Origin of the sequence: Lishizhenia sp. (assembly GCF_033720595.1) — a bacterium.
In the GTDB taxonomy this organism is placed as follows: domain Bacteria; phylum Bacteroidota; class Bacteroidia; order Flavobacteriales_D; family Crocinitomicaceae; genus Lishizhenia.
Genome location: NZ_JAWWCF010000074.1, coordinates 1 through 12,629, shown reverse-complemented (window position 1 = coordinate 12,629; position 12,629 = coordinate 1). Strand labels below are relative to the sequence as shown.

Annotated in this window: 10 protein-coding genes; 7 read left to right on the top strand and 3 right to left on the bottom strand. The window is 37.1% G+C overall.

Features of this window, described 5'->3' with window-relative positions:
- Window positions 1-1,244, bottom strand: a 1,244-nt coding sequence (locus tag R3333_RS07030) for a hypothetical protein (RefSeq protein WP_318958081.1), incomplete at its 3' end; no start/stop codon positions are given.
- A gap of 139 nt (window positions 1,245-1,383) precedes the next feature.
- Between R3333_RS07030 and lnt the strand changes: the two genes are divergently transcribed.
- From lnt to R3333_RS07010, 4 genes are all read left to right on the top strand, one after another.
- A complete protein-coding gene (lnt, locus tag R3333_RS07025; RefSeq protein ID WP_318958080.1) occupies window positions 1,384-2,988 on the top strand; it encodes an apolipoprotein N-acyltransferase in 1,605 nt (534 codons plus the stop codon).
- Window positions 2,989-3,230: 242 nt separating this feature from the next.
- Window positions 3,231-5,129: a molecular chaperone DnaK gene (gene dnaK / locus R3333_RS07020; protein WP_318958079.1), complete on the top strand. Its 1,899-nt coding sequence runs from the start codon at window positions 3,231-3,233 to the stop codon at window positions 5,127-5,129.
- A 504-nt stretch (window positions 5,130-5,633) separates the two neighbouring features.
- The gene (locus R3333_RS07015) at window positions 5,634-6,377 is read left to right on the top strand and encodes a helix-turn-helix transcriptional regulator (RefSeq protein ID WP_318958078.1); all 744 of its coding nucleotides are present in this window, start codon (window positions 5,634-5,636) and stop codon (window positions 6,375-6,377) included.
- 65 nt (window positions 6,378-6,442) lie between these two features.
- Entirely contained in the window at window positions 6,443-6,787 is a 345-nt protein-coding gene (locus R3333_RS07010) for a hypothetical protein (protein WP_318958077.1), read from the top strand.
- A gap of 199 nt (window positions 6,788-6,986) precedes the next feature.
- Here R3333_RS07010 and sppA read toward each other — a convergent pair whose 3' ends face one another.
- The gene (sppA, locus tag R3333_RS07005) at window positions 6,987-8,756 is read right to left on the bottom strand and encodes a signal peptide peptidase SppA (RefSeq protein WP_318958076.1); all 1,770 of its coding nucleotides are present in this window, start codon (window positions 8,754-8,756) and stop codon (window positions 6,987-6,989) included.
- Window positions 8,757-8,868: 112 nt separating this feature from the next.
- Between sppA and folK the strand changes: the two genes are divergently transcribed.
- From folK to R3333_RS06990, 3 genes are all read left to right on the top strand, one after another.
- Window positions 8,869-9,357, top strand: coding sequence for a 2-amino-4-hydroxy-6-hydroxymethyldihydropteridine diphosphokinase (folK, locus tag R3333_RS07000; RefSeq protein WP_318958075.1), 489 nt, complete (start codon window positions 8,869-8,871; stop codon window positions 9,355-9,357).
- A 104-nt stretch (window positions 9,358-9,461) separates the two neighbouring features.
- On the top strand, window positions 9,462-11,171 hold the full coding sequence (locus R3333_RS06995) for a hypothetical protein (RefSeq protein ID WP_318958074.1): 1,710 nt from the start codon (window positions 9,462-9,464) through the stop codon (window positions 11,169-11,171).
- Window positions 11,172-11,309: 138 nt separating this feature from the next.
- Entirely contained in the window at window positions 11,310-11,933 is a 624-nt protein-coding gene (locus tag R3333_RS06990) for a hypothetical protein (protein ID WP_318958073.1), read from the top strand.
- A gap of 163 nt (window positions 11,934-12,096) precedes the next feature.
- On the opposite strand, the gene R3333_RS06985 is transcribed toward R3333_RS06990, so the two are convergent.
- On the bottom strand, window positions 12,097-12,629 hold a 533-nt coding region (locus tag R3333_RS06985; protein WP_318958072.1), incomplete at its 5' end, for an alpha/beta hydrolase family protein.

The window sequence follows — 12,629 nt, the reverse complement described above, 5'->3', positions numbered from 1 at the left end:
TGAATTTGACTTAAGTATTGAATATTCTGTACATCTGTACAATCGTACTGATACACTCCATCTTCTGTTAATACGATGGCTAGGTTACCCAAAGGAATAATATCTATTGCCTGAATTGTTGAAAAGCTTTGTGTTAAGTGGTCTCCCACTACCAATGGATCAGTATTGTCAAAAACTTTCAATCCATCGCTACCATCACACACATAGAGAACATCTCCATTTACTCCTAATCCATGTGGATTAGTAAGACTAAAAGAACTTTTCAATATTGGATTGGCAGGATTGGAAACATCTACCACATCTAATTGATTGATTTCTCCCATACAAGTTGTACCAGACCTTATCGTAACATACGCATAGTCTCCCTGAACAACCACTGGATCACATGCCGTGGTGTGCACTATCGTTCCTTGATGTTCTGGACTTTCTGGATTCGCCAAAGAATATATCATCATTCCTGTGGTTGTACCCATGTACAAATGATTGTCATAAGGGAATAAAGTTTCTACCGTTCTCCAAATGCGCACAGGCTCTCCCTGGGTTAAGTTCATTGGATTTGAAATATTGATGGCGTGTAAGTTGAAGTCGTTCATGACATAAAGGTGATCGTTGTTTAAGGCAAACTTTGTAATAGAACCGGCAACACTCGAACCGCTCGCCCCTCCTGTAGCAATAGATTCATTAGCAACGGAAACATTATCCATTTGGTACAAATTACCATAGTAGTAAGGAGAATTTTCGACTTCCTCTTTAACTTCTTGAATCTCCCATCCGATTACTACACCTTTTTCTGGGTCGGGTTTTTGGTAATAATGCCCCGCCTCTCCCAATGGATAATTTTGAGGAAACACATCCTCTAAGCGAGCAATTACTGTAGGTTGCTGAATATTTGCAACATCAATAACGGCAATATCAATGAGGTTATTTACATACAACTTGTTGTTTTTAATAGCCATCCCTGTACAACCGCGAACGTTTAAAAAACCAAGTTTATTCGGTGAGGAAGGATTAGAATTATCAATAAAGTGTATCCCTTCATTTTCCTCTACTACAAATAGATATTGGTTGTAACTATAAATACCCATCTGATTTTCAATAGCACGTACCCCCTCAAAAGCAATGGAACTTCTAAAGCTTTCGTAATCTTCATAAATAGGCACGTTAGCCATATGTTGATGTATAACTTTGTCTCTACAAGAAGTTATCATCAACAATGCTGAACATATTAAAAGTATATTTTTCATGGTTTTAAATTTTTGGCGTGTATAGGAGTAATGAAGCCAAACCAAAAAGGGTTGCACTCCTTTTAATATTTTATGCGCAAGAATTACAAAAATCAAAAGCACCCTCCTACAATTACCTCGATAACATTAACTTTACGCCATGCAAATTTCAAAGTCAACTCGTTTTATTTTAAGCATACTGAGCGGTTTATTATTAATGCTTAGTTTTCCCAATGCCGGAAGTTTAGCTCCATTAGCTTTAGTTGCTTTAGCCCCCTTGTTCATCGTAGAGCACTACATTTACACGAAACAATACAGAGCTAGAAAGGTATTCACACATGCCTTTATCACCTTTGTTATATACAATTTCGGAACCTGTTGGTGGATTATGAATGCTGATGTCTTAGGTACTATAGTAGGACTAATAATCAATGCACTTATTATGGCAACTTTCTTTCAGTTTTTTGTTTGGACAAAAAGGTTCGTGGGACAAAAAGAAGGATACATTGGATTACTTTTCTATTGGATCGGCTTGGAATATTTTCACTTAAACTGGCAGTTCAGTTTCCCTTGGTTGAATTTAGGGAATGTATTTGCCACTACTCCGTCACTGGTTCAGTGGTACAGTTATTCAGGGGTATTAGGAGGAACACTTTGGATTTTATTGAGTAATCTTTTAGTGTTTAAAATCACTTACAATCTTTGGGTGAAAAAAGAGAAATTCAAGATTCAAACACCATTCGTATGGATGTACGGAATATTAATCTTCATTCCTATAGGTTATTCGCTTATCACGTACTATAGTTCAAGCTCGAGTGAAGCTAACTTAAGATCTGAGATAATCGTAACCCAACCCAACGTAGATCCTTACAGTGAAAAATGGCGCATCCCCGTAGATATTCAATTAAACAACTTTTTGAATTTAGCAGATAGTTTAATTACACCTGAAACTGATTTTGTGCTTGCACCAGAAACAGCTATTCCTTATGGATTTGAAGAAGAGAATTTCATCAATAGCTCTGTCTATGAAATCCTTAATAAACGTGTTGAAAGTTGGGGAAACACAAGCTTACTTACAGGAGCCTCAACTTATAAATTCTTCGATGAGAAAAACTCCTTTGCTTCTGAATTTATAGCGGAGCGCAAACAATTTGTAGAGCACTACAACACCTCTTTGTTGATGGACAAGAATCCTCCACAATTCGTACATAAGTCAAAATTAGTAATGGGTGTTGAAATGATACCTTTTTCTGAGCAACTTCCATTTTTAGAAGATTTGGCCATTAGTAATGGCGGAACAACGGGAAATTTAGGAACTGAACCTGTACCTGCGATTATGCAAAGCAAGGGAATACGATTTGCTCCGGTAGTTTGTTATGAATCTGTATATGGTGACTTCATTGCGCAACAATGTAGAAAGGGTGCAATGGCTATTTTTATTATAACCAATGATGGATGGTGGGATGATTCTCCTGGTTACAAACAACATTTAAACTTAGCCCGACTCAGAGCGATAGAAACAGGTCGATGGGTAGCACGTTCAGCCAATACTGGTAGCTCTGCTTTCATCAACCCAAAGGGAGATATCGTTCAAAAAACAGCATACAATACCAAAACTGCTTTGCGTCAGGAAATAGAATTAGTAGGTAAAGCAACCTTTTATGTGACCTATGGAGATGTAATGGGTAGGAGCTTTGGATTTGGTTTCTTCTTGATGCTACTCTTTACTGGAGTAAGATATATGCGAAAGTTAAAAGGATTTTAATTTAGTTACCAAGACATTAAGAAATCTAGATAGATTTTACGAAAGCTTCTCAATTGAATTTGGGGAGCTTTGTTGTTTCTGTCAGTTCATATGCGTAATTCCCTGTCTTATTTTGACAATCTGTCAGTCCAAAAACACAAAATTCCGACATTTTTACGTGGGATGACAGAAAAAAGTGGGTGGCACAAGAATTGACTAAAGGAAACCAAACGAATATTTTAAAACACGAAAGATAAATAGACATGGGAAAGATAATTGGAATTGACTTAGGTACTACCAACTCTTGTGTATCTGTGATGGAAGGTAACGAACCTGTAGTAATTACAAATGCAGAGGGGAAAAGAACTACACCTTCAGTAGTTGCTTTTGTTGATGGTGGAGAAAGAAAAGTTGGTGATCCTGCAAAACGTCAGGCCATTACCAACCCACACAAAACAATATACTCAATCAAGCGTTTCATGGGATCGTCTTACGACGAGGTGAGCAAGGAAGCTGGAAGAGTACCTTACGAAATCGTAAAAGGAGACAACAATACTCCAAGAGTAAAAATAGACGACAGAAACTACACGCCACAAGAGATTTCTGCAATGATTCTTCAAAAAATGAAGAAAACTGCAGAAGACTACATCGGTCAAGAAGTTACTGAAGCAGTAGTTACAGTACCAGCGTACTTTAACGATTCGCAACGTCAAGCTACTAAAGAGGCAGGAGAGATTGCTGGTTTAACAATCAAGCGTATCATCAACGAGCCAACAGCAGCAGCATTGGCTTACGGATTAGATAAAAAAGGAGTTGACCAGAAAGTTGTAGTATTTGACTTCGGTGGAGGTACACATGACGTTTCTATCTTAGAATTAGGAGACGGAGTATTTGAAGTATTATCTACAGATGGTGATACACACTTAGGTGGTGACGACGTAGATGATGCAATCATTAACTGGTTAGCAGAAGAGTTTAAGAATGACGAAGGATTGGATTTAAGAAAAGATCCTATGGCATTACAGAGATTGAAGGAAGCTGCAGAGAAAGCAAAAATTGAGCTTTCATCTACAACTTCAACTGAAATCAACTTGCCATACATCATGCCAGTTGATGGAGTGCCAAAACACTTAGTAAGAACTTTACAACGTGCTAAATTTGAGCAATTAATTTCTGACATCGTTGAGCGTACAATTGCGCCATGTAGATCAGCATTGAAAAACGCAGGATTGTCTACAAGCGATATCGACGAAATCATTTTAGTAGGTGGATCTACACGTATCCCAGTTATTCAGGATGCAGTGAAGAATTTCTTCGGAAAAGAGCCTTCTAAAGGAGTTAACCCAGACGAGGTTGTTGCAGTAGGTGCAGCTATCCAAGGTGGAGTATTAACTGGAGAGGTGAAAGACGTATTATTATTAGACGTTATTCCACTTTCTTTAGGTATCGAAACAATGGGTGGTGTATTCACTAAATTGATTGAAGCGAACACTACGATTCCTACAAAGAAATCAGAAGTATTCTCTACAGCAGCAGACAACCAGCCTTCAGTAGACATTCACGTGTTACAAGGTGAGCGTCCGATGGCTACGGATAACAAGACATTGGGAAGATTCCAATTGACTGATATTCCACCAGCACAAAGAGGAGTTCCACAAATTGAAGTAACATTTGACATTGATGCGAATGGTATCATGCACATCTCTGCTAAAGACAAAGGAACTGGTAAAGAGCAATCTATCAAAATCGAAGCTTCTTCTGGATTAAGTGAAGAAGAAATCGCAAAAATGAAGGCTGAGGCAGAAGCAAACGCTGATGCAGATGCTAAGAAAAAGCAAGAAGTTGATACATTGAACAAAGCTGACTCTTTAATTTTCCAAACGGAAAGACAAATGAAAGAGTACGGTGACAAGTTACCAGAAGACAAGAAGTCTGAAATCGAAGGAGCTTTAACTGAGTTGAAGACAGCTTTCGAAGCGAAGAACATGGAAGCTTTAGAACCAGCTATGGAAAAATTAAACACTATTTTCCAAGCAGCTTCTCAAGACATGTACAACGCAGGTAATGCAGAAGGTGCTGCGCAAGGAGATGCAGGACAAGATGCTAGCTCTGAAGACGAAGTAACTGATGTTGACTTCGAAGAAGTAGAAGAATCTAAATAAGATAGTTTTCTAAACATAGAGAAATCCGCTGGCCGAAAGGTTAGCGGATTTTTTTATTGGGTATACTCAAAAGTTGAGGTAAAAAAGAAATCCGCTCGGTTAGAAGCGGATTTTCTTTGATTTGGGGTCAAAAACCACCAGATCATGGATCTAGGTGGTTAGGAAAATGAATAAACTAAGTGGTTTTACCCACTATCAAGGTTTTATCCTTGATTGATTGATACAAACGTAACCCAAAAACTTTGCACAGAACTGTTTTAATTTTTTAACTGCACATTCTGATTTCTTAACTACATATTTAATCTAAAAAGTACCTAAGACCATCTCGTTTCACTTTCAGAACATAGGAAAATGTCAAAACTAATTTCAACTATATAAATAGTTTTTTGTTCAAATTGAGTCCCATTTTCATTTGAATAATTCAAAGAAAGTTTATTATATTGTGTACAGACGCGTATTATTTTGAGTTTTAATTAACTCTACATTTCAGTAAAACTTCAACTTATGACCACATCTAAAAACTACCATAAGACAGTTTTTACAAAAGAGTATTTTGACATACCCGAAGAGGAACGACTGTACTATGAGAAACTTTTGAAGAGAAAAGACGAAGAAGCCATATTTGTATACAACCTTCGTAATAAACACATGGTATATGATGATGGATGGCTCAACCTTCTTGGATTGCGAAAGGGCGAGGTAAACATGCTTTATTTACTCGATTGTATTGACCATCATTTTAAAGATTTTGTATTTGCCGTAACCGATAACTCCCTATTTTATCTTTCTGAGAATAGACCTAACATTCTCGATTACAGTTTCACCATAGAGTTTAAACTTATACATCAATTGAGTGGCGAAGCCTTACCCATAAGAGCCACTATTTATAGTTTTGAAGCTGATGATGAGGGCTACCTTACTGCTATTTTGGGAAGATTTGAACTGGACAGAACTATTAGTTTTAACAAAACCACTAAATACACCGTATATTCTCCAGACAAACTCAGGTATATTAAGGGAATAGACAATAAACTTTTCGAATCCCATCACATTACCTATAAAGAGTTAGAAGTTTTAAAACTTATATCGAAAGGTTTGGCCATCAAGCAAGTGGCAGATGAACTAGATGTCTCGAACTCGGCAATAGAGAAACGTATCTACACACTTTATAAACGTTTCGATGTAAAATCTCATGCCCATTTGGTTAGCTTTTGTTACAAAAATCTGATTCTTCCCCTAGAGAAATAACCCTAGTTTACGACAAAAGCTAATTATTTGAAGAAGATATGCTAAAGGCTGCTTATTTTTGCAGCATGGATTACAATTTAGAATTAGAATTTCAAAAATTAACCAAGCGCTTAAATGAGCAATTTGATGCAGATTTAGATGTGCAAGCCATCTTGTTCTTAATTGGGGTTCAAGAATTGGGTCAGGGTTATGATAATTTTTCTAAACGAGAAAAGACAGAACTCATGCACGTAGCTGTTTGTACTTTACTAGAGCCTTATGGTCACTATAAATTCATTGGTAAGGATGGAGAAAACTGGCCACATTTCGAAAAAGTAGAAGATCTCCCTCATTTAGACGAAAGACAACAACAGCATCTTATGAAAGAAGCTATACTCGATTACTTCAAAGCAGAGCAATACGAATTTTAAGCAGTACCGATAGGAAGGGCATTTTTAAAACGACAAAGGATTAAAAAGGCAAGACAAAGAAAGCGACTTCAGAAGCTCTTCTTGGTCTTTGCCTTTTTTTTGTTTGCGGTTTAAAAATATACTGGATAGCGGGTAAAACTGCCCTCCAAAAAAATCCCTCTTCATTCTAAAGAGGGATTTGTATAAATCTTCATTTCTATTAATTCAGTACAATCTCCGGTATTCTAGCCTGTATTCCTACATGATTTTCTATCGCCTTGAGTTTATTAAAATGCGCTAACAACTCTTGCGGCAAGGCTTGCATTTGTATGCTTTCTTGCTGTTCTTCGCTAAGAATTTCCAAATAGGCATCAATAGGATTTACCTTACGAGCCGGGAAATATTCTATAATGGGATCCTCAATACCTGCATCCTCCACGGCATATGCAATTGCCTCTTTTAATCCACCTAACTCATCGATAAGTCCTACTCTAAGTGCATCTGTACCTGTCCAAACTCTTCCCCTAGCAATTGTATTGACTTGATCTACGGTTAAAGATCTTCCCTCAGCAACACGTTCCATGAATTGTTGATACGTGGTATTCACCTCTTGCTGGATTAAGTTCATTTCTTCATCGGTCAAACGCTGATTAATCGTTAAAACAGCATGTTTATTTGTGGTAACTCTGTCGAAACTCAATCCTAAGTTATCCTCTAAAGCTTTTCCTGTGTAAGGAATAACTCCAAATACACCAATTGAACCAGTAATCGTATTTGAACTGGCAAATATTCTTTTAGCCGGGGCAGAAATATAATAACCTCCTGAAGCTGCTAAATCTCCCATTGAAACAATGACTGATTTTTCTTGATTCGCCAATTTCACTTCTCGCCAAATCTCATCACTGGCCAAGGCACTTCCTCCTGGTGAATTCACCCTAAAAACTATTGTTTTAATGTGTTTATCCAAACGTGCCTCGCGCAACAACTTCACATATTTATCTGAAGAAAGTTGACTTCCTGTTTTCGTAATTTCTCCTTGTGCTACAACTACTGCAACGTTTGCTTTTTTCGCACGCGCTGTGCTTTGGTCATCGTAAAACTTATTTCGAGCATATTCTGCAAAGTTCTTCAACTTTAATTTTTTAAGTGATGCGGCACCACTCTTTTCTACCAATTTATTCAATACTTCATCCTCGTATAAGATAGAATCTACCATACCTAATTTGAAGGCATCATCCATACGTTTAACTTGGTACTGCTCGGCAATGGTATTTAACTCTTCGGCATTTTTGCGCACATCATCTGCAATTGTAGATCTGTAGTTCTCCCAAACATTATCTAAAAGCACCTGATTTTGTAAACGAGCCGAATCACTCATTTCCGTTAAGAAGTAGGGCTCTACTGCACTTTTAAAATCATTATTAGATCCGCGAATTACTTGCATCTCTACACCAATTTTATCTAACATGCCTTTGAAATACATGAGTTCCATTCCCATTCCTCCAAATTCCATCATGGTAGAAGAAAATGCATATTTCTCTTCAGCAACTGAACCAATATAAAAGTCTTTGAGGCCAACAACCTCACCATTAAAATAGGTCACCAAAAATTTACCTGAGCTTTGAAAGTCTTGTAAAGCCTTGCGAATTTCCTCTGCAGATGCCAATCCACATCTCACACCTTTTAGGTCTATATATACTCCCTTTACTCTATCATCTGTCTTTGCATTTTCTAAACCATAAAGTATATCAGATAAACCTATACGGTTTTCAACTTTAAAGTCGTACGGGCTCAATTTCCTTGATGAATTCTCAACAACAGTCCCCTTTAATTCTAAATGCAACACTGTTTTTGAGGGTACTCCGTATTTCACATCGGGAATTGCTGCGGAGATCACTAAGGAAATGATTCCAAAAATTCCTCCGATCACGATGATCAATGCTAAAAAACTTGGCCAAAAAACCCTACCAAAACTGACTTTATTACTCATATGTATTCGGGATATCTTATTTTCGCACAAATATAAAACATGATAAATAAACAACTTGTTTAAATATTATAGGTGGTTGTTAATTCGTGTTTGGAGGTAAATTATTCGTGGTATGTGTGATTCAGTTTTTTTAGGTCTTGGTGGAAATCATGATAATTCCGAAGAATTGTTAAAGATTGCTTTGCGAAAAATAGGTGAATTGGCCACAAAAATAGTTGCTACCAGCTCCTTTTATCAAACTCCTCCTTGGGGTTTTGAGGCAGATAATGATTTCATTAATTGCGTAGTTGAAATAAAATACAAAGGCCAACCTGAAGAACTTTTAGTGGCGCTTAATGCTATTGAAAAGGAAATGGGACGTATTAGAACGGGTGAAGGTTATACCAGTCGCCCCATGGATATTGACATCCTATACTTTGGAAATCAAGTGATTAACTCCAACAAACTGGAAGTACCTCATCCAAGAATGTACCATAGAAACTTTGTGATGTACCCTCTTCATGAAATTGCACCCGATTGGATAGATCCTCAATTCAAGACATCTGTAGCAGAGCTCTTCAAACAGTGCAAAGATGACTCACAAATAATCGCTTTATCTTAAAGTAATTGCGAATAATAGAATTGTTTCTCCCTACTTTTATCAGGGTGAAATTTTCACTATAATTGCACCGTAGAAGTCAATAAAGTTGAATTAAAAATTAAATAATGAAAAATAATAGAATAGCAGGTTTTGCATTTATTGCAGCGGCTGGTTTGTATACAACGAGTTGTGATCTTGTGAAAGATGTAGACTACACAGTTACTCCAGATCCTTTAGAAATGCACGGTGATAGTGTACGTGTAAAGGTTGACATTACTTTCCCAGAAAAGAGCATCAACAAAAGAGCTTACGCTGAAATTACACCAATGATTGGTGAAACTGCGTTGAAGCCGATTGCTGTAAAAGGAGAAAAAGCTACTTCTAATGGTGAAGCTATTCCTTATAAAGCAGGTAAAACAATTACGTATACAGACGTAGTTGCCTACACACCAGATATGAAAGTATCTAGTTTAGACGTTACTGGTAAAGTATTTAAAGGAGGTTCTGAAAAGGCTCAATTAGATAGAACAGAGATTGCAAAGGCAACAATTGTTACTCCATTATTGGTAAACAAAGACTTTAAAGTTATTTACTCTGCAGATAAATTTGAGCGTGTAACTCAAGAGGTTTACAATGCAGATATTCACTTTACAAAAGGAAGACACAACGTTAGAACTTCTGAGTTAAGCGAGCAAGACATCAAAGATTTCTTAGCATGGTTAACGGAAGAGCAAGGAAACGAGCGTTTAAAAATTAAAACGATTAACATCATTGGATTTGCTTCTATTGAAGGTGAGATCATTAAAAATGGTAACTTATCTATTGACAGAGCTACAGCTGCTAAAGAAGCAATCATGAAATTAGCTGCCAAGAAAGGTGTGGCTAATGACGCTGCTCAAAATGACGCTTCTTACGTAACTACAGGTAGAGGTGAAGATTTCGAAGGATTTAAAGAAGCTTTAGCTTTGGCTGATGATATCAGCGATAGCGACAAGCAATTGGTATTAAGAATTTTGGAATCTTACAAAGATCCAGTTCAAAGAGAACAAGAAATCAAAAACTTGGGAGCAACGTTCACTTCTATGGACAAGAACATTTTCCCAATGCAAAGAAGAGCTGAAATCAATGTTGAATACGATAAAACAGGATACACAGATGAAGAATTAATTGCATTGACGAAAAACAACATCGATACTTTAAAAATTGAAGAGTTGATGTTTGCTGCTACTTTAGTAGATGACTTAGATGAAAAATTAAGAATTTACAAAGAAGGTCAACGTTTATTCCCTAACGATTACAGAGTATTTAACAATGCAGGTGTTGTTTTATACATGCAAGGAAAAGTTGCTGATGCAAAAACTGAATTCAACGCGGCGAAGAACATCGAAGAAACTGCAGAGGTTATGAATAACTTAGGAGCAGTTGCAGGAGTAAATGGAGATAGAAATGCAGCGAAAAATATGTTATCTGCAGCCAACGGTGCTGGTGAAGAAGTAGGATACAACCAAGGTATCTTAGCTATTCAAGACGGTGATTACGCTTCAGCAGTAAGCAACTTTGGAAGCAACGATTCTTTCAACAAAGCTTTGGCACAATTATTAAATGGTGATGCAGCAGCAGCAACCACAACTGTTGGTAATTCTGCTGATGCTACAACTGCTCAAGGTTATTATTTAATGGCGATTGCAGCGGCAAGACAAGACGATTTGACAAATGTTGTAAGTAACTTGAAAAACTGTTTCAACCAAGATGCAGCTTACAAGCAAACAGCATTAGAAGATAGAGAATTTTTAGCGTACGCAGAAAACACAGCGTTTACAGCTATCGTAAAATAAGAGGTTTAACCCTCACTAAAAAAAGTCCTCCCATTCATTTGGGAGGACTTTTTTTTTGCGAAAAAATATTATATTTATGCCTCATTATTAACCCAACCAGCCTTAATTTTTATACAGCCTGGTTATAATTATTATTTTATGAAACTACTTAAGTCATGTGCTGTTGCAGCACTTTTACTGCTTGGTACATCTCAATCTTTTGGTCAAATTTATCTTGGAGGACAAACCAATTACACAAATTACGCTGGATACGGTCTTAGCTTTATTGGTTTAGGAGTACACGGTGATTATGTAAGCGATAGGCTTACCTACAGAGCCACGTTAAACTTTGGTTTTCCTAGAACCTACGAACGATCTTATTACCTCAACTCTTCGTCTAGTCAGTTCCCAGATTCAGAAGTAAATGGTACAGAAAAGTACGGTGTTTACAATTTATGGTTAGATGCAAATTACTTCTTTACAGGTGATGGTGAAGATGGTGGATTCTACGGAAAAGCAGGTCTTGGTTTCTCATTTTTAAGAGTAGCAAACAACTTGGAGGAATACAATGAGAATATGTACTATACCAATTTAGATGAAAGAGAAAACTACTTTCAGCCTATTTTAAGGTTTGGTTTAGGTTACGATATCGAATTAGATTTTGGAAATGTATTCGTTGAAGGATACGGTAACTTACCAGCCAACACTATGAACGGAGTTGCAATTGATGTGCAATTACCATTTTCGTTTGCCGCTGCTGCCGGAGTTCGAATTCCATTATAAGAAGCAAATCAGTATATGATAAAAGCCTGTTCGTATGAGCAGGCTTTTTTATTTCCCAATCATTTCGAGATTCAGTATAGCTCTGTAGTATTTCCATACCAACGTTTTACAAAAAAGGCCCAGTGAATTAACACTGGGCCCTTCAAACTTATGCTGTTTATTATTATTTGTTGTTCTCTAAAACGTAGGTTAAAACTTTGGTCATTAAATGAATTCTATCTTTTCCTCTAACGTTGTGCTCGTGCATTGGGTAAGGGAAGTAATCCATTTGAATTCCTAAATCGACAAACTTTTGAACCAAGGCGTAATTGTGTTGTAATACAACGGTTGGATCTATCGTTCCGTGAATCAACAACAAGTTTCCTTCTAAATTCTTAGCGTGTGTTAACAAACTTGCTTGCTCATATCCCTCAGGGTTTTCTTCAGGTCTATCCATGTAACGTTCTCCGTACATTACCTCGTAGTATTTCCAGTCTGTCACCGGACCACCTGCTACACCTGTAGTAAAGGTTCCTGGCTCGCGCAACATCAATGAAGTTGTCATGAAACCACCAAAACTCCAACCATGAACAGCCAATCTATTTTCATCTACATACGGTAAAGATTTCAAGTACTCTACCCCTTTCAATTGGTCTTCGATTTCTGCCGTACCTAACTGACGGTGAATAACACTTTCGAAAGCTTTTCCTCTCTCTC